A 19,651-nucleotide genomic window follows, 5' to 3' on the forward strand; every position below is an offset into this window, starting at 1 on the left:
ATAATAGATATTAAGGCTATAAACTAGATTTTTATGCCAAAAATTTTTGAATATTTCGGAATCATCTTTTTCTTTTATTCCAATGAGCACGAACCAATTCATGTTCATGCTAAAAGCGGTGAATTTGAAAGTAAAGCCGAGTTTATTTTGGTAAATGGGCAAATTGAGGAAGTTGTTATATCTTCAGTTAAAGGGAAAAAGCCACTCAAAGACAAGGACTTAAAAGAATTTCAAGTATTTTTAGAAAGCTATGGGCTAAAAATCGTTGCAAAGTGGGTAGACTATTTCGTTTACCATAAAAAAATCGAATTTGAAAAAATAACCGAGCGAATTAAATGAGATTTACATACGACAAATTGGATAATGATATCATTCAGATTGAAGTTTTGAAGGCTGAATGGATTCGTGACTATCTTCTTGAAATTAGATTTACCGATGGGAAAATTCAAAAAGTTGATTTTGAACAATTCTTGAAAAATTCAAAACATCCTGAAATACAAAAATATCTGGAACTCGAATTATTCAAGAAGTTTGAAATTAGGGATGGAAACCTCAACTGGAATGATTTTGATCTAATTTTTCCAGTTTCGGATCTTTATGCTGGAGAGATTACAGCTTGACAAAACTCTCTAACGATCTCCAAAGTCTCTGATTTTTGCTCGATCATTCCCATGTGTCCCACTCCTTGCAGTTCAAAATAATGGGTGAAAGTATCCTTTTGGGCGCGGCTGGCTTCAATTTTTACCGCTCCATCTGATGTGCCGGCAATCAGTAATTTTGGACCTGAGTATTGTCTAAGCAACTCCAGTCTATCTTTCCGATCCCTCATAGCTCCTGAAAAAGCAATCAGTCCATTCAAACTGCATCGTTTTGCATCTTCGATTGCGTCCTCAATTTCTCCGGACAATTCTTCTCTTCTGTTTTCGGGAAAAAGCGGGGGGACGAATGAGGTGACGAATTTCTCAACTCCATATTTTCGAAGAAAAGTGATCGTCCGGTTTCGCATTGCCTTTTTGTCTGTATCATCGGCAAAAGCGGTGGAATGAAAAAGGCCAATTGCTTTGATGCGATTTCCCATCAATTCCAAAAGTGCCAAGGAAACATACCCTCCGAGTGAATGACCGATTAGGATTGGATTTTCGATTTGGTTGGACTCCATCCATTCTTCCAATGAAACCGCCACTTCTTCCAAAGAAAGCTGATGACCTGAAATCGGGGAGTTTCCAATCCCGGGCAAGTCGGGGCAAAGCACCCGAAATTCATTAGAAAGTGCTTCCGCAAAGTCAAGCCACATGTTACCCGTTTCACAATATCCGTGAATCAGAATTAAAGGCTGACCTTTTCCTTTTTCAAAAAAATGAATACAAGACATTTGGGAGTTTTTAGGAAACGCGAACTACTTCTGAAAGGCTTCTGACAGCCTCCGCTATTCCTTCAGGATCAAATCCACACTCACGATGAAGCTCGATTTGCTCGCCGTGTTCGATCACATCATCCGGAATTCCCAGACGTCTTACCTGAGCAGAATAGCCATTGTCAACCATCCATTCCAACACTGCCGACCCGAAACCACCCATCAGGCAACCATCTTCGATCGTAACCACTTTATTGAATTTGCCAAAAATCTCATGAAGTAACTCCCCGTCCAATGGCTTCACAAAGCGCATGTCGTAATGTGCAGGATTCAAACCCTCTTTTGCCAATGTGGCGCAGGCTTGCACGGCATAATTCCCAATATGTCCTATGGATAAAATTGCCACTTCTTCGCCTTCTTTTACAATCCTTCCCTGACCGACAGGAATCTGACGCAGTGGAGTTCTCCACTCCGGCATCACACCGTTACCTCTTGGATATCGGATCGAATAAGGTCCCTCATGGATTGAGGCGGAATACATTAGATTTCGCAGTTCTTCTTCATTCATCGGAGAGGACACCACGAGATTGGGAACACAACGGAAAAAAGCAATATCGTACGCCCCGTGATGTGTAGGACCGTCAGCCCCGGCAAAGCCAGCGCGGTCTAAGCAAAGCACGACGGGCAAGTTTTGAAGACACACATCATGGACAACCTGATCGTAGGCCCGCTGCATAAATGTGGAATAAATATTACAGAAAGGAACCAAGCCTTGAGTTGCTAGACCTGCGGAAAAAGTCACCGCATGCTGCTCGGCGATTCCGACATCAAAAGCACGATCGGGCATTGCCTTCATCATGATGTTGAGCGAAGACCCGGAAGGCATAGCAGGCGTCACACCCATAATTTTGGGGTTCATTTCAGCCAATTCGACCAGGGTGTGCCCGAAAACATCCTGATATTTTGGTGCCTGAGGGGCAGTTGGTGTTTTTTTGAAAATTTCGCCCGTTACTTTATCAAATGTCCCGGGGGCATGCCAGGTGGTTTTATTGCCATTTTCGGCAGGGGCATACCCTTTGCCCTTTACCGTGATGCAATGAAGAATTTTTGGTCCGGGAATATCCTTCATATCGTTGAGGATTTCGACAAGATGGTTTACATCATGCCCGTCAACAGGACCGAAATAACGAAGATTGAGCGATTCAAAAAGATTGCTTTGTTTCAGTACCGCAGATTTGATTGCTCCTTCTACTTTGGATATAATTTCCTGAGCACTGCTGCCAAACTTGCTTAATTTACCCAGCATCTTCCACACTTCATCTTTTACTTTATTGTAAGTAGGAGAAGTGGTGATATCAGTCAGATAATCTTTTAATGCCCCGACATTCGGGTCGATGGACATGCAGTTATCATTGAGAATAATCAATAAGTTGGTATCACTGACCCCCGCGTGATTCATGGCTTCAAATGCCATTCCTCCGGTCATCGATCCATCACCGATTACCGCTACATGCTGAATATTGGAGTTTTTGTATTTAGAAGCGACTGCCATTCCAAGTGCGGCAGAAATCGAGGTACTGGAATGTCCGACACCGAATGTGTCAAATTCACTTTCTTTCCGCTTCGGAAAGCCCGAAAGACCACCATAGACACGATTTGTGTGAAATTTCTCTTTTCTTCCAGTCAAAATTTTATGTCCGTAGGCCTGATGACCCACATCCCATACCAATTGATCTTCAGGAGTATTGAGTACATAGTGTAATGCCACGGTCAATTCTACCACACCCAAACTAGCCCCAAAGTGTCCTCCATAGACCGATACATTGTCCACAATGAACTGACGCAATTGGTCGCAAACTTGGACTAATTTTTCCTTCGGAAATTTCTTCAGGTCATCGGGAGTATTGATTTGTGCGAGTAGTTCTCCGGGAGTGATTTGCATTTTCTGAAGTCTAGGTGTCAATAGGGAATAACAGTAAGCAGAATAGTTTGTTTCACTTGCTTATTAAATTAAGCAGAAAGACGGTTTTGCTTTATATCCCTACCCCTCCGATTAATTTAGCGTATTTGAATATCTTTGGCAGACAGTCCGCAAAATTAACCAATAAAATTACAATCCGGTGAGTTTCGAGATCAAATTGCCACTTTTTGAAGGCCCATTCGACCTGATGCTGTTCTTCATCGAGCGGGATGAGCTTGATATTTACGACATCCCAATCTCCAAGATTACCAATGACTTCCTTGAGTATATTCATCAGTTGGAAAAAATGGAGATTGAGGTTGCCAGCGATTTTATTCTCTTTGCAGCCACGCTGATGAAAATCAAATCTCGCATGCTGCTTCCCCGGCCTGAGCTCAATGAAAAAGGGGAAGAAGTAGATCCGAGGGAAGAACTCATCAGGAACCTCTTGGAGTACAAAAAATACAAGTCTGTAATTGAAGAAATGGCTCAAATGGAGTCCCTCAGGCTCTCAAAGGTAAAAAGAGGAAATCTCGCACAAGAACTTTTAGAACTAAGCAAAAATGAAGACGTTGAAGCTGAGATGCAACATGTTGATCTCTACAAGTTGCTCAGGGTTTTCCAAAAATGTATGGCAAGACTTGCCTCCAGAGTTGACGAAACAAAACATACTGTAATTCAGTACCCTTATACCATTGAGCAGCAAAAAGACTTTGTTTTGGAAAAAATAAGTTTTAAAAAACAAGTACCTTTTGAGGAATTCATCCAATTCAAACCAGAAAAAATCTTTGTGATTTATACGTTCTTAGCGATCCTAGAGCTTCTTCAACTTTCCCTGATCACTATTATCATCGGTGATGGGTATAATAATTTTTGGGTAGAAAAGACTGAGCCAATAGCTGCAGCCTAAGTATGAAGCTGGACAACAAGAAGATCTTTAAAACATTAAACCCAAATAAAGTATGGGTACCCATCATCATAGGACTTGGGATAGTCTTTGCGATGTTTTACCTCGACCCCTCGATTACAGCCGAATCACTCAAAGGGGTATTTGATGCCTCGATACCCTGGCTGTTTTTTGCCATTCTTGTATTGTTTTTTAGAGATTTAGGGTATGTCTATCGGATACGCGAGATTACAGATCGCCAACTCACCTGGACACGGGCGATCTATGTCATAATCCTCTGGGAATTTGCCTCTGCGGTGACTCCTTCGGTAGTGGGAGGAACTGCCGTAGCGATGTTTATTCTCAACAAAGAAGGAATCAAAATGGGAAAAGCCATCGCTTTTGTAATGGTGACCGCAATTTTGGATAATCTTTTCTTTGTCATCGGAGCTCCGATCATCCTTTATTTCGCAAAAGGAAACATTTTTCCCGAGAGCAAGCTGCTTGAAACCCAAATGGAAAATAGCCTTCAGGCAATCTTTTGGATCAGCTATGGACTTTACGCGTCTTACACCTTGGTGATGTCTGCCGCTTTGTTTTTCAGGCCAAGGGTCTTTAAGTGGGTGTTGATCAAAATTTTCAGCCTGAAATTTCTCCGTAAATGGAAGCATGATGCGCAGGAATATGGCAATCAGATCATCGAGGCTTCCCGGGAATTGCGAGGAAAAAGAGCTGGCTTTTGGTTGCCTATCATCGGAGCAACTGTATTCATTTGGACCTCCAGATATTTGATGTTGAATGCACTGATTTCAGCATTTGTTCCTTTATCCTTCGAACAAGAGATTATCGTTTTTGCAAGACAGGTGATTATGTGGATCGTCATGATGATATCCCCAACTCCAGGGAGCAGCGGCACGGCGGAGTTCTTCTATGCACAATTCTTCACCCAGTTTCTGGGAGGTTATACCTTTGTGACAAGTATCGTCTGGAGGTTGTTTTCCTACTACCCGTATTTGATTTTAGGAGCGATTTTTCTTCCACGATGGATACGGCAAGTCTTTTTCAAAAAGAAACCAGTAGGAGAGGAATAATATGCTCAGCTCGCTATCCATAACGCAACTGGAAGAATTGACGGGAGGAAAAGCTCAGGGGAAAGAATTTCCCGGATTGATTACTCAGATCAGCATCGACTCAAGGCAGATTATCCAACCGGAGCAATGTCTTTTCGTCGCCTTGAGAGGAGTCAAAGCTGATGGAGCAGATTTTATCCCAACGCTGATTCAAGCCGGTCTTCGCGTATTTCTCGTGCATCAGGACCGCACAATAGACCCAGAATTAGCAAAAAATGCCACTTTTATTCCGGTAAAAAACACCCGAAATGCACTTCAGGCAATCGCTTCATTCCAACGAAGTCAATTTATAAAACCCGTCGTTGGAATCACGGGAAGCAATGGAAAAACAATTGTAAAAGAATGGCTTGGGCAGGTATTAAGCCAAAGCTTTACGGTTGCCAAAAGCCCTAAAAGCTACAACTCCCAAGTAGGCGTACCGCTTTCGATTTTTGGGATTCAGGCTTATCATCAAGTCGCCATTCTTGAAGCGGGAGTTTCCAAACTAGGTGAAATGCACACGCTATCGGCAATGATCAGCCCGAATTTGGGGATATTCACCAATATCGGGACGGCACATGAGGAAGGTTTTTCAAGTATTGAAGAGAAAATAAGGGAGAAACTTCAACTTTTCCAGAATAGCCAATTGCTCATTTACTGCAGGGATCAAGCCCTTGTCAGTAAAGAAATTCAGGAAACCTTTTCAAAAGAACGGCTGATTTCCTGGTCAGAAAAGCCGGGGGCGGATTTTGTGGTTTCTGCCAAAAAACAGGAAACTCAGACCAAACTTATCCTGATCAAAAGTGACCTGAATACCTTCACTTTTCAGATTCCGTTCACCGACACCGCCTCCATCGAAAACATCACACATGTCATTGTTGCAGCGCTGACATTAGGGCAAGAGATTCCCTCCATACAGGAAGGGCTCAAGCACCTCAAGCCCGTGGACATGCGACTCACACTTAAACCGGGGCTGAATGATTCACTGATCATCGATGACACGTATAACAATGACATCGCCGGCCTTAAAGTTGCGCTTGAATTTCTCAGCCAACAACGACCCAAACGCCGAAAAATCCTGATTCTTTCAGATCTGCTTCAGCAAGGAATTCCTGAAAAAATCTATTCCGAAGTTTCAGAATTGATCAAATCCTATGGACTCGATCAAATAATAGGTGTCGGAGGTGATGTCAGTCGACTGAGAGATTTTTTCCCAAACCAGTTTAGCAACTATCCTACTACCGAAGCCCTCCTTCAGTCGATAGATACCGATGCATTTCAAAATGATCTGATTTTGATCACCGGAGCCCGGCCATTTGCTTTTGAGCGAATCGTCAACAGGCTTCAGCAGCGAATCCATGGCACCACCCTGGAAATTAACCTGAATGCACTGACGCATAATTTCAATTTTTACAAAAGACAGGTCAAGCCAGAAACCAAAATGATGGTGATGGTCAAAGCGTTTGCCTATGGAGGTGGTGCCGCTGAAATAGCAAACCACCTACAGACCATGGGAGCAGATTACCTGGCTGTGGCATTTTCTGATGAGGGGGTTTCTCTCAGAAAACAGGGAATTCGTCTTCCAATAATGGTACTCAATCCGGTCGAAGAATCATTCGATTTGCTTCGTGAGTTTGATCTCGAGCCGGTCGTCTTCAGCCCTGATTTTTTCGGTAAACTGGGTAGATATGCCCAAAATCATCAGATCCAACTTCCGATTCATTTGGATCTGGATACAGGAATGCATCGATTGGGTTTTGAAAAGCTACAGCTGGAGGAATTGAAAGTACTGATCCATTCTTTTCCTGAGTTGGGGATTGCGAGTCTCTATACCCATCTAGTGGGAGCGGATGAAGAAGAGCACGAAGAATTTTCTCTTGGTCAGCTTAGGCTATTCATGGAAATGAAGGAGGAATTGGAAGAAATTCTGGACTACAGACCGTTGGTCCATGCACTCAACTCTGCCGGAATCATACGCTATCCGGAATTCCAGATGGACATGGTCCGATTGGGAATTGGGCTTTATGGAGTCGAGGTCACAGGAAAACGTGACGCTGAATTAAAATCAGTCAGCACGCTGAAAACGACCATTTCTCAGGTAAAAATACTTCCTCCGGGAGCAACGGTCGGCTACTCAAGAAAAGGAAAATTGCCTCATGGAGGAAAAATAGCGACTTTAGCCATTGGGTATGCCGATGGATATGACCGCAGATTTTCCCAAGGAAAAGGCTACGTCCTGATCAATGGCAAAAAAGCTTCAGTCATCGGAAATGTATGCATGGATATGACCATGGTGGACATCAGTGATATCGATGCCAAGGCAGGTGACGAGGCAATTATTTACGGAGAGCAAATTTCATTAAAGGAACTCGGCGACCAAATTGGCACAATTCCTTATGAATTGCTGACCAATATCAGCACGCGCGTGAAGCGGGTCTATTACTTGGATTAACCAAATTTTCTCTAAATTTCTCCATGGTACTGACAAAAAGAAAACTCGCGCACATCGTCTTTGAATCCAATGACAAGGCCTCGAAGACTTTTGACCTGGTACTTCTTTTGTTGATTTTCGGGTCGATCATTATTGCCATTTTGGATTCTGTAAGTGAACTCCATCTGAAATATGGCAAGATCTTTTACATTCTGGAACTCTCTTTCACCTTCCTTTTTACCCTAGAATACATCCTTCGCATTTGGCTAACTACCAAAACGCTCAAGTACGTCACGAGCTTTTATGGTATTGTGGATTTGTTGGCGATTTTGCCGATGTACCTCAGTTTCTTTATCATCCATTCTCAGTCATTATCAGTGATCCGGGCACTCAGACTGTTGCGGGTGATCCGGATTTTGAAGCTGGGAAGATATTTATCTGAGGCTAATTTCCTGAGGGAATCGCTCAAAGCGAGTGCGGCAAAGATCCAGATTTTTCTGTTTTCAGTGCTTACCATCGTACTGATTATGGGCACCCTTATGTTTGTAATAGAAGGTCCTGAAAATGGCTATACCAGCATTCCGGTTGGAATGTATTGGGCCATCGTGACCCTTACGACGGTGGGATTTGGAGATATTACCCCGCAGACTCCCGTCGGACAATTCTTGGCTTCCCTGATCATGTTGATGGGCTATGCCATCATAGCAGTACCTACCGGAATCGTAAGTTCGGAAATAGCCAGAAGAAAAAACTTAGACTATTTTGATCAGCTAAAAAGCTGTACTTATTGTGGATTTGACCGATTGGAACCAAACGATAAATTTTGCAGGAAATGTGGACAAAAAACTGATTAAGTTTCATTTTTTAGTTTCATGTGTAAGATTGGATAGTCCATTCCTGCACCGTCCTTTTCAGAACGACCGACTACTTCAAACCCAGACTTCTCGTAGAATTTTCGAGCAGACTCGTTTTGCTCATTCACATCTACTTCTTTGCAATTCAATTTTACTTTAGCAAAGTCAAGTAGAAGCTTTCCCATTCCATTTCCAATCCAAAAAGGATCCAAAAAAAGCATCTCAATTTTTCCGTTCAGCACCCCCAAAAAGCCCAAAACCTGTTTTTGGTCGTCCAAAAGACAGTGAACTTCAAATTCATTAAAGTCAATGGACTCGACCATTTTTTTGATTTCCAGAAAATCCCCTTCCGTCAAAAATTCATGGGTAGCAAGCACTGACTTTTCCCAAACTGTGAGAATTTGCTTTCGAAACGGATGCTGATAGGGCTGGATTGAAAAATTTCTGGAATTCATCATTCTGTTTTTCTGGTCAATTTCAGGGAAGTTTTCCTTTCCACCCCAAATTTTGCGAAGCATAAATACTTCCTCCTCCGCTGAAAAAATAAGCTACCAGGCAAGCCAATCCCAGGAAAATTCCTGATTCATAGCCAAAAAGCTCCATACCCATTACTGTACAGGCCATCGGAGTATTCGTAGCTCCCGAGAAAACTCCGACAAAGCCCATGCCCGCCAAAAGTGCCAATGGCAAAGGAATCCAGGTTGAAAGTGCATTTCCAAGTGTAGCTCCAGTAAAAAATATAGGAGTAACCTCTCCACCTTTGAAACCCGAACCCAATGTCAACCCGGTCAAACCGGTTTTAACCAACCAATCATACCAAGGCAAGGGCGTTTCGAAAGCCTCCACTATCCTAGGAATTCCCAAACCAATGTAAGTCGTCGTCCCTGAAAAGTACACAATCAAGGCAACCAAAGTTCCGCCTATGACCGGACGAAGGGGAGGGTAGGCAACAGTTTTTTTGAAAAATGCGGAAATGGCATGGCCTGTCTCGGCAAAGAGCCGGGCAGATAGTCCGAAGGCAATTGCCGCCGGAATAACCCAAGCCAAATTTACAAAAGAGTGAATCGGGATTTCCGGAATGGAATAATGCGTATGCCCAACTCCCCAAGCCAATTCACAAGTCCAGTCCGCCACAAATGCGGCTAAAAAAGCCGGGAAAATTGATTCCCACCAAAATCTTCGTGTCATCCCACTCCAGCGAAAAAATAGCTCCTGCCAAAGGAGTTCCAAAAACAGAAGCAAAGCCACCCGCTATTCCACAGATAATGATCAGTCGTCTGTTTTCCTGATTGAGTGAAAACCACTTGGTCAACTGATCTGCCAAGGATCCTCCCATTTGAACAGCCGTTCCTTCCCGTCCAGCCGATCCTCCAAAAAGATGGGTAATAATTGTCCCAAAAAGAACGAATGGAGTCATTCGCAAGGGAATAGGATTTTTGCTTTGGTACAACTCTTCCAGCAGGAGATTATTCCCTTTTGTAGAATTGGCCCCGTAATGGTAATAAACATAACCGATCCCGAAGCCCGCTAGCGGGAGTAGTGCTATCAGCCAAAGATTTGCTTCTCGAAAATTTGTTGCCCAATCCAGAAAAATCGCAGATGCTGAGCCTGAAAGAATACCTACCAGAGTAGCCAGTCCAAGCCAAAGCGCAACGTATCTTGCTAATTCTTTTCCGTTCACGGTTAGAGATTTGGCGCAAAATAAGGTTCAAAACAGAAAAGTGTGTTAAAATCAAAGAAATAAACCCAAACTTAATGCTCGGACGATTGTCTCGAAATCGTACAGGTCAACCAATTCCGGGTTTTTAAGGTTACTTTAGAAATTGTCACTATGCAAAATATTTTAATCACCGGCGGATCAGGACTGGTAGGTCAGCAAATCACAGAACTACTTGAAAAAAAGGACTATCAAGTCGCGTGGCTGAGTAGATCTGTTCATTCTGGCCAAAAGACTTTCCTCTGGAATATTGAAAAGGGAGAGATTGATCACGAAGCAATGGAATGGGCAGATGCCATCATCCACTTGGCAGGTGCCGGAGTCGCCGAAAAACGCTGGACACCAGAACGAAAAAGACTGATTCTCGAATCCCGAACCCAAAGTTCCCAATTACTATTCAAAGCTTTGGAAAGTGCTGAAAATCGACCAAATACATTTATTTCTGCATCAGCTGTCGGTTATTATGGCTTTAATACCGGGACTTCTCTAGTGGATGAGACCAGTGCAGCAGGTTCAGACTTCCTTGCAGAGGTCGTAAAAGCTTGGGAAAATGAAGTGAAAAAAATGGAAAGTCTTGACATCCGGACAGTCTTACTTCGGATAGGAATAGTATTGGATGCTGAGGGAGGCGCTTTAGGAGAAATGTTAAAACCACCGGTGGCTGCACCCCTTGGGTCAGGGGATCAGTGGATGAGCTGGATCCACATCGAAGATCTGGCCAGAATGTTTGTTTTTGCATTGGAAAAAACCACCCTACAGGGAGTCTATAATGCCGTCGCTCCCAACCCCGCAACAAATCAGCAACTCACCCAAGAAGCCGCACATGCCAAAGGAAAAACTTATATCGGGATCGGAGTTCCTGGTTTCGCTTTGAAACTAGTTTTGGGAGAAATGGCGGCAATGGTACTTGGAGGCAACCGGGTTTCCTGCCAAAAAATTCAAAAGGCGGGATTTCAGTTTGAGTTTTATGAATTGTCCGCTGCGCTAAAAGACATATTTCGCAATTGATTGAATTTGCCAAACAAAATCTGAAGTATTTAGAATTCTTAGCCCTTTTATTTTTGAAAAATCTCGAATATTCTTCGTAATCAATACCAAATCCTCCACAATTGCTGTAGCTGCAATACAAGTAGAAATAATTTCTTGGCTCAACTCAAATACTCGAGAATCGGAAATAAACTCCTGAATCAATGATTCAATGGTTGGATCTGCTTTCCATGACAAAAGTTCAATTTGAGAAATGATCAAAAGGCATGGACTCTTTTCAAAAATCGGATCTAAAAAATCTAAAAAATCTTGAGTTAGATTTTCTGAAAAATAATCGGAAATAATGTTTGAGTCAATCAAATATCCCCTCATTCATTTCTTGAAGTTTGAATGTGTTCCTTCAGGTCCAAACCTTGTTTTTTGGAAAGAATCCCCTAAACTTCTTCTTCGGGAGAATGAGAGATTCTTTCGGTTCTTTATTCAAAACTTTTATCCAATGTAATTCCTCTAAATGTGTCAACAAATCTTTTGCTTTTGGATTTGTGATCTCAATGATTACGGTGTCCTGCATTTTATAAATATCTGATATTTATGGTATAAGCACCAATTTTATTCAAAGGTTCGCCAGAAATCTCCAAGAAGTTTAAATCCTCTTATTCCTTCCAATCACAAACCAGAGAACCGTTCCCAAAAGAGGAAGTAAAAGAACAATTAAAATCCAAATCAGCCGGTCATTGGGATTGGCAAACTTGCTTGTCACTACATCATAAATGGTATAGGCGTAAACGATGATTCCAAGAAATTTCCACATAGTCTAGTTTGTTTTAGAGTCTTTGCCCAAAATCAAATACGCGATCGGGCCCAAACCGTGAGCAAATAATAAAATGATAATCCAAATCAACTTCATGTTAGGGTCCTTGAAATTGGATCGAATCGCATCGATGAGACAGTAGGCCCAAAAAATAAAGTAAGCGATGGAAAACAATAAAAAGAGAATCAAAACTCCTCCCCCCATATTTTGAACAAATAATACTGTCATTTTTCAATTTATTTTTACCATCAGTCCAAAATAGCTTTTTTTGACAAAACTTAGTAAGAATTTAGTCCAAAGTTTAAAACTTAACCCATGAAGAAGTACACCCTTTCAGTGCTTTTAGCGCTATTCATCACTGCGACTTTTGCTCAGGATCTGAATTATTATTTGCCCAAAGGTTATACTTACAATCCGGCTATTCCCACTCCAAAGCAAGTTTTGGGCTATGAAGTCGGCGAATGGCACGTCACGCACGACCAGCTCGTGATGTATATGAAAGCGGTGGCGGAAGCCTCAGACCGTGTGATTTTTGTGGAAACGGGCAGATCTTACGAAAAGCGACCACAGACACTTTTAACCATCACCTCTCCCGGAAATCTCACCAAACTCGATCAAATCAAAGCTGACCGAGCCAAACTGCGTGATCCCGGAGCTACAGTTGACATTCAAAATATGCCCGTCGTCATGTTTATGGGCTATTCTGTACATGGCAATGAACCCAGTGGGGCCAATGCTTCGCTGGTGGCGGCATATCACTTCGCAGCAGCAAATGAAATCTCAGCAGACCTGGAAAACATCGTTCTCCTACTCGATCCTGCGATCAACCCGGATGGATTAAACCGGTTTGCCTCTTGGGTCAATTCCCACAAAGCCTACACCATGAATGGAGACCCTGCCCAGCGTGAACTCAATGAGGCATGGCCACGTGGCCGTACGAATCACTACTGGTTTGACCTCAACCGTGATTGGCTTCCCGTACAGCACCCTGAGTCCCGCAATCGGGTAAAAGTTTTCCAGAGCTGGCTGCCAAACATCCACTTGGATTTTCATGAAATGGGGACCAACAGTACCTTCTTTTTTCAGCCGGGCGTACCGTCAAGGATGCACCCTTTGACTCCTGCCAAGAATTTTGAACTAACCGAAAAAATCGGGACCTACCATGCCAAAGCCTTGGATCAGATTGGCTCACTTTACTACAATCAGGAAAACTACGATGATTTCTACTACGGAAAGGGATCCACCTATCCGGACGTACAGGGTTCGATAGGTATTTTATTTGAGCAAGCAAGCTCCAGAGGTCACCTACAGGAGAGTGCCAATGGGATGCTAAGCTTTCCATTCACCATCCGGAATCAGTTTACAGCCAATCTATCATCCTACCAGGCTGCCAAAGAGATGCGCGTGGAGCTGAATCAGTGGATGAAGGATTTTTACAAGGGAATCAAGACAGAAACAGATGCAGATGCCAACAAGGCTTACATTTTCGGAGCCAAGGACGATGACGCAAGAAGCTTCCATTTGGCAGATTTGATCTTGCAGCATGACATCAAAGTCTTTTCCCTGAATGAAAATATCACCATAAACGGTCAGGAATTCAAAAAAGAAAGTTCTTACATCGTACCTGCCGATCAACCTCAATACCGGTTGATCAAAGCAATGTTTGAGACTCGGACAAGCTTCCAGGACAGCTTGTTTTACGACATTTCTGCCTGGACCTATCCAATGGCTTTTGATCTGGATTTCATGGCACTCAACAGCAAAATCCTAAACCTTGCCAGTGTGAAGCAGGTCAATAAATCCGATTTCGCACTAACTCCCGGCAAAGTCGTCGGCGATGCCGGAGCCTATCAATACGCGCTGGAATGGACAGATTATTACGCTCCAAAAGCAGCATATCAGCTATTGAAAGCTGGATTTTTGGTGCGCGTATCCAATGCGGATTTCACAACTCCGGAGGGAAAAACTTTTGGACGTGGCACCATTTTGATTGATAAGGGTGAAACCGGAATGGATGATCAGGCCTTTTTTGTGAAGCTTAAAGAAATCGCCCAGTTTGCCTATGTAGACATTCACGCGATCAGCACAGGCTACACAAGTGGGGTAAATATGGGCTCTACGTTTATCGCTCCTCTGAAAACCCCACAAATCGCCCTGCTTGTAGATGGTGGAGTGGACAGTGGCGAAGCGGGAGAGATCTGGCATTTACTTGACCAACGAATGCATATGCCGGTCACCTTGCTGCCTGTTAGTGCCGTTACTATGGCCAACTTGGATCGCTATAACGTGATTTTGATGGCTGATGGTAACTATAATTCTCTTGGGAAAGTGGGCGCTGAAAAACTGAAAGAATGGACTTCCAAAGGAGGAACAATTGTGGCAAAAGGTGGAGCCCTTCGGTTTTTGGCACAAAATGAAATAGGAAACTTTACTTTCAGAACGGTCGAAAATGAAGAAAAAGGTCTTCAGAATAGTTATGCAAATTTCGAAAATGCCACAGGAGCGAAAGGAACTTTCGGGGCTATTTTCAAGGCAAATCTCGATGTAACCCATCCAATCGGATATGGGTATTCCAAAAAGGAAGTCTACACCTTCAGAAACGATAACTTCTTCATGGAGGTGTCTCCAAATCCATACGCAAACCCGCTGGTCTATACTGATAAGCCGCTTGCTTCAGGGTACCTTCATCCAAGCAATCTGCCGGGAATCCAAAATGGAAGCGTAATCCGGATTTCCGGTGTGGGAAGAGGAAGGATTGTGGGGTTTGCAGATAATCCAAACTTCCGGGCGTTTTGGTTTGGCACAAATAAGCTCTTCATGAATTCAATTTTCTTCGGTCAGGTAATTGACGGAGGCACAGCACGATAAATCATTGAAATCCCGGATTTCCCTCCGGGATTTGTTTTTTCCCACTCAAAGAAATTATGTATCCATTTCCTGTCCAAATCAGTTTAATCGCACATGAATAAACCGCTGCGCTTGCTTTCCGGAAGCATTTTAGTTTTTAGCCTGACAACAGGATTTTCTTCCGCTCAGGAAATGAGCTTTGAAAATTATAATCCCCCTTCCACGCTCAAAGTCCCCGAAAATCCAAAAACCAGGGCAAAATTTCCTTTCATCGATATTCACAGCCATCAGGGAGGAATCAACAAAGGAAAAATCGATCAGCTCACATCCGAAATGGATGAAATCAACATGGGTATCATGATCAATTTGAGCGGTCGGGGATTTGGTCAGGGTAATTCAAATGCCCAACAGGAATACATCAAAGGCATGATGAATGAGTTTAAAACTCACGCGCCGGGAAGATTTATGGTTTTCACCAATCTTAATTTCAATGGCTTTGGCACCCCTGAGTGGACAGCTTTGGCAGTAAAAGAACTCGTGGAAGATGTCGGGGCGGGAGCTGTGGGATTGAAGATTTACAAAAGCCTTGGGTTGAATTCCAAGGACAACAGCGGCAAACGAATCCCGATAGATCATCCTGATCTGGATCCTGTCTGGGCAAAAGCCGGTGAACTGGGAATCCCTGTTCTGATCCACGCTGCCGATCCAGCCCAGTTTTGGCAGCCAATGGACTCCACAAACGAACGCTGGCTGGAACTGAAACTTAACCCAAACCGCAAAAGATCGGCTACTGATCCGGCACCGTTTGAGCAGATTATAGCCGAACAGCACCGCGTCTTTGCCAAGCATCCCAAGACAACCTTCATCAACGCCCACATGGGCTGGATGGCCAACGACCTCGATGCCGCAGGTGCTCATCTGGACAAATACCCGAATGTGAACTATGAAATTGGGGCAATTATCGCAGAACTGGGACGCCAGCCAAGGCGGGCAAAGGAATTTTTCACCAAATATCAGGATCGTATTCTTTTCGGAAAGGACGCTTACAACAAAGAGGAGTTTTACACTTACTTCAGGGTGCTGGAGACGGAAGACGAGTATTTTCCTTACTACAAGAAATACCACGCCTACTGGAAAATGTACGGATTGGGTCTGCCTGATGAGGTTCTGAAGAAAGTATATTATAAAAACGCGCTGCGAATCGTGCCTGGACTAGATAAAACACTTTTTCCCAATTGATTTCAAAAAATTTCATCTGTACTAGAAAAGGCCTTTCCAAATGTGAAGAGGCCATTTTTATTTTTATGCCAATAACTTCATCCGAGATTTGAGTAAATTTTGAGATGGATTCACAGCGAGCCCTTTTCTTACGGCGAATGTCTAAACCTAAAAGTACCAAGGGCTTCCTCCTCCTCTTGGTGGTAGTTTTAGCCGTCACCATCTTTCAGGACTACCTCCAATCCAGATATCAATCCTACTCATTTTATTTTTCAGAGTCTCTGCTTTTTAATCTCTTTTGGGTTTTGATTCTTCCAGTCACTTTATTGCTGCGATATACCTTCAGAAAGGCAAGGATCATTCTCAGGATTAACTCCAAATGGGCGGTCAGATCTCTTTTTGTACTCGTGGCTACGATTCTCCACCTCTTGCTTTTTTCCCTTTTAGTGTTCTCAATTTCTGGTTTGTTCTATGATCATACTTTCGGTTTTTGGAGAAATCTAGTTTACTCGGTATCCAATGATTTATACAAATACCTGCTGATTTACACTGCGGTTTCCTTGATTCCTCTGGAAAAACCCACGGATACTAAACTTCAAATACCCAGAGAGCATCCTGATTTTTTACTCCTACAGACCGGCAAAAAAACGGAGAAAGTGGCCACCGATTCAATTCTTTACATTTCTTCAGCCACGCCATACGTTGAGTTTTTTACAGCTGAAAAAAAATATCTGCAACAGGGTACGCTTAAATCATTTTCTAAAAAGCTGGATCCTTCTGTTTTTGTACAAATCCATAAAACCACTTTGGTAAATGTCCAAAAAGTAAATTCAATCATTTCCCGGGGCAACGGAGATTATGATCTTTTACTTATAAACGGTCATGAACTGAGACTGAGCAGAAATTACGTCTACGACTTCCGAAGCAAATTTGATCGTGCTCACTCAGGTTGATATAGAATTCCCACAGGTCAAACCATCCATTTTGTCGGCCTCCAATTCTTTCTTTCAATTTGTAGGAAAAAAAAGCGATGAACCGAATCCTGAATAGATGCCTGATCCTCTTTTGTCTTTTCCTGAATTTTAATTGCACGGCTCAATCCCGAAAATTAGTCGGCGGAGGCTGTGAAGGCTGTGAAGCGATCTTTGAGTTTGGAGAAAAGACACTTTCTCCCATAGACACACTCCCGGATTTTGATAGCACAGAGCCCAAGCTCAAGTTGACTGGAACAGTATTACATCTGGACGGAAAAACCCCTGCTCGTGATGTTATTCTTTACATCTACCATACCGACCGGACTGGAATTTATCCCAAAAAGGGGAATGAATCCGGCTGGGCAAGGCGTCATGGATATATTCGGGGCTGGATAAAAACTGATCAAAGTGGCAATTATACTTTTTACACGTTCCGACCGGCAGCTTATCCTGACCGAACAGAGGCGGAACATATACACCTTACAGTCAAAGAACCTGACAAGAATGAGTATTACCTAGATGATTTCCTGTTTGAGGATGACCCAATTCTAACTCAGGAAAAACGGACCCTCCTGAGCAATCGCGGGGGTTCCGGAATTGGAATTCCAAAATTGGAAAAGGGGATTCTCACCTTTCACAGAGATATTATTTTGGGACTTAATATTCCCGATTATAAGTTGAATAGTCTAAAACGATAAACAAGAAATGAAAATACTTATCAAAGTATCAGGATTTATATTGTTGAATACAATTTTTCTTAATTGCTCAACAAACAACATTCAATCAGAATCACAAATAAGGGCAGAAATACAAAACCAGTTAGACAAGTGTATTAAAGCAGTTGAAACGAAGGACATTGAATTGTATATGGATTTAATTCCTGAAGACTTTATAATTTATGACGAAAGTGGCGAAATAATAAGTCGAGAAAAACAAAAAGAATACACCCTAAGGGATTGGAGTATTATAGACCGAACTTTAAGCAATAAGTATATTGCTGACAGTATCAAAATTAATGGGGACAGTGCAATTGTATTTACTTCACAACGTTGGGAAAGGCTTATGTTTCAAAGAGACGGTAAAGCAACTGACACAGTATTGACTACTCAAAAACATATAGAAACCTGGAAAAGAACAAAAAAAGGTTGGCTAAATTATGACGTTAAGGAGCTTGGCGGACAAGTCTTTATTAATGGCAAAGAATATCAAAATTGAAACTTATTTAAAACACTCATTATGAAGCAACTTTCACAAATTGGACTATTTTTTACTCTGTGCATCTTTATGACAAGTTGTAATGGGCAAACTAAAAAAAGTCAAGGAACAACAAACAATCAACAATCAGTTGGTGATGCGTTTGAAAATAGTGAGTTTACATACTATGGTATTCCTAAAACAATCAGTTCCATTGACACAAGTGCAGGTTGGAAATTAAACGGACAAAAAATATTATTGACAGGCATTGTTTATCAAATTGATGGCAAAACTCCTGCTTCTGACGTTCTCTTGTATTACTACCAAACCAACACAGAAGGAAAATATTTACACAAGGCAGAAGAAAGTAGAAGTATGCCGCCAAACGAACTTGGTCAAACACACGGATACATTCGTGGTTGGATAAAAACAGATAAGGAAGGCAAGTATTACATCTATACAGTAAGACCGGGAACTTACCCAACAAACGATGAACCTGCTCACGTTCATATTACTGTGAAAGAGCCAAATCATATAAAAGAATACTACATAGACGATTTTGTATTTGATGACGACAAAATTTTAAATTCTGCAAGAAGAAAAAAAATGGAAAATCGTTGTGGGAGTGGAGTTTTAAGAATGGTTCAAAAGGGCGACTTGCAGATTGGTGAAAGAAATATCATTCTTGGCTTGAACATTCCTGATTATCCAAAGAAACCAACAAATGAAATTAACTCTGGAAGAAATATCGGAGAAGATATTATTTCCTTTATTCCATATCATGCATGGGGTCCAGACAAAGGAACAAGAACATGTCCTATTTGTAAATATGGTTGGTATCATGGAATACTTTATTTCGTTGGTAACAAACCAAATTGGGACGAGATAAAACTATGGTTGACTTTTTTAGAAAATGAAAGTAAGAAAAGAGAAAAATATTTAAAGGTATATTTTGTCTATGGCAATGGAAAAGCCTATAATAAAAATGACAGAGAAAAAGAATTGGCAAAACTTGGAAAAGACTTGCAATTAGAAAAAGTAGCATTGACTTTCGTTCCTTCGTTTTCAGATAGTGAATCAGAAATTGATTTAAACAAAATTAATTCAGAAGCAGAAAATACATTCATCATTTACAAACGAAGCAGAGTAGTTGACAAGTTTATCAATTTGAAACCCAATCAAGACAGCTTCAACTTATTAAGCACACGACTTGACCAGACAATAAATGAATACTTTAAATTGCCCAAAACAGAAGAAGAATGAAATAAGACAAAAGTCTGCAGTTTAGCCACCGAAAAGTGCTAGGACT

Annotated in this window: 21 protein-coding genes; 13 read left to right on the top strand and 8 right to left on the bottom strand. The window is 42.1% G+C overall.

Features of this window, described 5'->3' with window-relative positions:
• The first annotated feature begins 33 nt into the window (after positions 1-33).
• On the top strand, positions 34-339 hold the full coding sequence (locus tag BLQ81_RS00440; RefSeq protein ID WP_092727982.1) for a DUF4160 domain-containing protein: 306 nt from the start codon (positions 34-36) through the stop codon (positions 337-339).
• Entirely contained in the window at positions 336-620 is a 285-nt protein-coding gene (locus BLQ81_RS00445) for a DUF2442 domain-containing protein (RefSeq protein ID WP_092727983.1), read from the top strand. The genes BLQ81_RS00440 and BLQ81_RS00445 overlap by 4 nt, the downstream gene beginning before the upstream one ends.
• Here BLQ81_RS00445 and BLQ81_RS00450 read toward each other — a convergent pair.
• Both BLQ81_RS00450 and dxs read right to left on the bottom strand, forming a co-directional pair.
• Positions 596-1,372 carry an alpha/beta fold hydrolase gene (locus BLQ81_RS00450; protein WP_092727984.1) on the bottom strand — a complete coding sequence of 259 codons (777 nt, stop codon included), beginning with the start codon at positions 1,370-1,372 and terminating at the stop codon, positions 596-598. The genes BLQ81_RS00445 and BLQ81_RS00450 overlap by 25 nt on opposite strands.
• 10 nt (positions 1,373-1,382) lie before the next feature.
• On the bottom strand, positions 1,383-3,296 hold the full coding sequence (dxs, locus tag BLQ81_RS00455) for a 1-deoxy-D-xylulose-5-phosphate synthase (protein ID WP_092727985.1): 1,914 nt from the start codon (positions 3,294-3,296) through the stop codon (positions 1,383-1,385).
• A 178-nt stretch (positions 3,297-3,474) separates the two neighbouring features.
• Here dxs and BLQ81_RS00460 point away from each other — a divergent pair, with 178 nt between their 5' ends.
• Genes BLQ81_RS00460 through BLQ81_RS00475 form a run of 4 tightly spaced genes read left to right on the top strand, consistent with a single transcriptional unit; the run spans position 3,475 to position 8,594 of the window.
• Entirely contained in the window at positions 3,475-4,224 is a 750-nt protein-coding gene (locus BLQ81_RS00460) for a segregation and condensation protein A (protein WP_092727986.1), read from the top strand.
• Between the two features lie 2 nt (positions 4,225-4,226).
• On the top strand, positions 4,227-5,291 hold the full coding sequence (locus tag BLQ81_RS00465; RefSeq protein ID WP_092727987.1) for a lysylphosphatidylglycerol synthase transmembrane domain-containing protein: 1,065 nt from the start codon (positions 4,227-4,229) through the stop codon (positions 5,289-5,291).
• A 1-nt stretch (position 5,292) separates the two neighbouring features.
• On the top strand, positions 5,293-7,761 hold the full coding sequence (locus BLQ81_RS00470) for a bifunctional UDP-N-acetylmuramoyl-tripeptide:D-alanyl-D-alanine ligase/alanine racemase (protein WP_092727988.1): 2,469 nt from the start codon (positions 5,293-5,295) through the stop codon (positions 7,759-7,761).
• 23 nt (positions 7,762-7,784) lie between these two features.
• Positions 7,785-8,594, top strand: coding sequence for an ion transporter (locus BLQ81_RS00475; protein WP_092727989.1), 810 nt, complete (start codon positions 7,785-7,787; stop codon positions 8,592-8,594).
• On the opposite strand, the gene BLQ81_RS00480 is transcribed toward BLQ81_RS00475, so the two are convergent.
• The 3 genes from BLQ81_RS00480 to BLQ81_RS23005 are packed head-to-tail and all read right to left on the bottom strand — an operon-like array spanning position 8,591 to position 10,275.
• Positions 8,591-9,049 (bottom strand): GNAT family N-acetyltransferase, encoded by a 459-nt coding sequence (locus BLQ81_RS00480; RefSeq protein WP_092728182.1) that lies wholly within the window; start codon positions 9,047-9,049, stop codon positions 8,591-8,593. The genes BLQ81_RS00475 and BLQ81_RS00480 overlap by 4 nt on opposite strands.
• 22 nt (positions 9,050-9,071) lie before the next feature.
• Complete coding sequence (locus BLQ81_RS23000) at positions 9,072-9,782, bottom strand: chloride channel protein (protein WP_317042006.1); 711 nt, start codon at positions 9,780-9,782, stop codon at positions 9,072-9,074.
• On the bottom strand, positions 9,709-10,275 hold the full coding sequence (locus BLQ81_RS23005; protein WP_317042007.1) for a chloride channel protein: 567 nt from the start codon (positions 10,273-10,275) through the stop codon (positions 9,709-9,711). The genes BLQ81_RS23000 and BLQ81_RS23005 overlap by 74 nt, the downstream gene beginning before the upstream one ends.
• Before the next feature lie 150 nt (positions 10,276-10,425).
• Between BLQ81_RS23005 and BLQ81_RS00490 the strand changes: the two genes are divergently transcribed.
• Complete coding sequence (locus tag BLQ81_RS00490) at positions 10,426-11,319, top strand: TIGR01777 family oxidoreductase (protein WP_092727990.1); 894 nt, start codon at positions 10,426-10,428, stop codon at positions 11,317-11,319.
• Here BLQ81_RS00490 and BLQ81_RS00495 read toward each other — a convergent pair.
• The 3 genes from BLQ81_RS00495 to BLQ81_RS00505 all read right to left on the bottom strand — a co-directional run bounded on the left by BLQ81_RS00495 (position 11,296) and on the right by BLQ81_RS00505 (position 12,337).
• The gene (locus BLQ81_RS00495) at positions 11,296-11,670 is read right to left on the bottom strand and encodes a type II toxin-antitoxin system VapC family toxin (protein WP_092727991.1); all 375 of its coding nucleotides are present in this window, start codon (positions 11,668-11,670) and stop codon (positions 11,296-11,298) included. The two genes, BLQ81_RS00490 and BLQ81_RS00495, sit on opposite strands and share 24 nt — an antisense overlap.
• Positions 11,671-11,941: 271 nt before the next feature.
• A complete protein-coding gene (locus BLQ81_RS00500) occupies positions 11,942-12,109 on the bottom strand; it encodes a PLDc N-terminal domain-containing protein (RefSeq protein WP_092727992.1) in 168 nt (55 codons plus the stop codon).
• A gap of 3 nt (positions 12,110-12,112) precedes the next feature.
• A complete protein-coding gene (locus tag BLQ81_RS00505) occupies positions 12,113-12,337 on the bottom strand; it encodes a PLDc N-terminal domain-containing protein (protein WP_245693114.1) in 225 nt (74 codons plus the stop codon).
• Between the two features lie 87 nt (positions 12,338-12,424).
• Here BLQ81_RS00505 and BLQ81_RS00510 point away from each other — a divergent pair, with 87 nt between their 5' ends.
• The 6 genes from BLQ81_RS00510 (at position 12,425) to BLQ81_RS00535 (ending at position 19,605) form a co-directional block, all read left to right on the top strand.
• On the top strand, positions 12,425-14,977 hold the full coding sequence (locus BLQ81_RS00510; RefSeq protein WP_092727993.1) for a M14 metallopeptidase family protein: 2,553 nt from the start codon (positions 12,425-12,427) through the stop codon (positions 14,975-14,977).
• A 93-nt stretch (positions 14,978-15,070) separates the two neighbouring features.
• Entirely contained in the window at positions 15,071-16,195 is a 1,125-nt protein-coding gene (locus BLQ81_RS00515; protein WP_092727994.1) for an amidohydrolase family protein, read from the top strand.
• 137 nt (positions 16,196-16,332) lie between these two features.
• Positions 16,333-17,127 carry a LytR/AlgR family response regulator transcription factor gene (locus BLQ81_RS00520; protein WP_175454131.1) on the top strand — a complete coding sequence of 265 codons (795 nt, stop codon included), beginning with the start codon at positions 16,333-16,335 and terminating at the stop codon, positions 17,125-17,127.
• 77 nt (positions 17,128-17,204) lie between these two features.
• Positions 17,205-17,846, top strand: coding sequence for a dioxygenase family protein (locus BLQ81_RS00525; protein ID WP_092727996.1), 642 nt, complete (start codon positions 17,205-17,207; stop codon positions 17,844-17,846).
• Between the two features lie 7 nt (positions 17,847-17,853).
• Positions 17,854-18,363 carry a DUF4440 domain-containing protein gene (locus tag BLQ81_RS00530; RefSeq protein ID WP_092727997.1) on the top strand — a complete coding sequence of 170 codons (510 nt, stop codon included), beginning with the start codon at positions 17,854-17,856 and terminating at the stop codon, positions 18,361-18,363.
• Positions 18,364-18,384: 21 nt separating this feature from the next.
• Positions 18,385-19,605, top strand: a complete 1,221-nt coding sequence (locus BLQ81_RS00535; RefSeq protein ID WP_092727998.1) for a dioxygenase family protein — start codon at positions 18,385-18,387, stop codon at positions 19,603-19,605.
• Positions 19,606-19,651 lie beyond the last annotated feature (46 nt).

The organism is Algoriphagus alkaliphilus, from assembly GCF_900103735.1.
Lineage (GTDB): Bacteria > Bacteroidota > Bacteroidia > Cytophagales > Cyclobacteriaceae > Algoriphagus > Algoriphagus alkaliphilus.

Excerpts from the sequence above, each read along its gene's own strand:
- BLQ81_RS00440 (WP_092727982.1), top strand. The coding sequence starts at position 34 with ATGCCAAAAATTTTTGAATATTTCGGAATCATCTTTTTCTTTTATTCC.
- BLQ81_RS00445 (WP_092727983.1), top strand. The coding sequence starts at position 336 with ATGAGATTTACATACGACAAATTGGATAATGATATCATTCAGATTGAA.
- BLQ81_RS00450 (WP_092727984.1), bottom strand. The coding sequence starts at position 1,372 with ATGTCTTGTATTCATTTTTTTGAAAAAGGAAAAGGTCAGCCTTTAATT.
- dxs (WP_092727985.1), bottom strand. The coding sequence starts at position 3,296 with ATGCAAATCACTCCCGGAGAACTACTCGCACAAATCAATACTCCCGAT.
- BLQ81_RS00465 (WP_092727987.1), top strand. The coding sequence starts at position 4,227 with ATGAAGCTGGACAACAAGAAGATCTTTAAAACATTAAACCCAAATAAA.
- BLQ81_RS00470 (WP_092727988.1), top strand. The coding sequence starts at position 5,293 with ATGCTCAGCTCGCTATCCATAACGCAACTGGAAGAATTGACGGGAGGA.
- BLQ81_RS00475 (WP_092727989.1), top strand. The coding sequence starts at position 7,785 with ATGGTACTGACAAAAAGAAAACTCGCGCACATCGTCTTTGAATCCAAT.
- BLQ81_RS00480 (WP_092728182.1), bottom strand. The coding sequence starts at position 9,049 with ATGAATTCCAGAAATTTTTCAATCCAGCCCTATCAGCATCCGTTTCGA.
- BLQ81_RS23000 (WP_317042006.1), bottom strand. The coding sequence starts at position 9,782 with ATGACACGAAGATTTTGGTGGGAATCAATTTTCCCGGCTTTTTTAGCC.
- BLQ81_RS00490 (WP_092727990.1), top strand. The coding sequence starts at position 10,426 with ATGCAAAATATTTTAATCACCGGCGGATCAGGACTGGTAGGTCAGCAA.
- BLQ81_RS00495 (WP_092727991.1), bottom strand. The coding sequence starts at position 11,670 with ATGAGGGGATATTTGATTGACTCAAACATTATTTCCGATTATTTTTCA.
- BLQ81_RS00500 (WP_092727992.1), bottom strand. The coding sequence starts at position 12,109 with ATGTGGAAATTTCTTGGAATCATCGTTTACGCCTATACCATTTATGAT.
- BLQ81_RS00505 (WP_245693114.1), bottom strand. The coding sequence starts at position 12,337 with ATGACAGTATTATTTGTTCAAAATATGGGGGGAGGAGTTTTGATTCTC.
- BLQ81_RS00510 (WP_092727993.1), top strand. The coding sequence starts at position 12,425 with ATGAAGAAGTACACCCTTTCAGTGCTTTTAGCGCTATTCATCACTGCG.
- BLQ81_RS00515 (WP_092727994.1), top strand. The coding sequence starts at position 15,071 with ATGAATAAACCGCTGCGCTTGCTTTCCGGAAGCATTTTAGTTTTTAGC.
- BLQ81_RS00520 (WP_175454131.1), top strand. The coding sequence starts at position 16,333 with ATGTCTAAACCTAAAAGTACCAAGGGCTTCCTCCTCCTCTTGGTGGTA.
- BLQ81_RS00525 (WP_092727996.1), top strand. The coding sequence starts at position 17,205 with ATGAACCGAATCCTGAATAGATGCCTGATCCTCTTTTGTCTTTTCCTG.
- BLQ81_RS00530 (WP_092727997.1), top strand. The coding sequence starts at position 17,854 with ATGAAAATACTTATCAAAGTATCAGGATTTATATTGTTGAATACAATT.
- BLQ81_RS00535 (WP_092727998.1), top strand. The coding sequence starts at position 18,385 with ATGAAGCAACTTTCACAAATTGGACTATTTTTTACTCTGTGCATCTTT.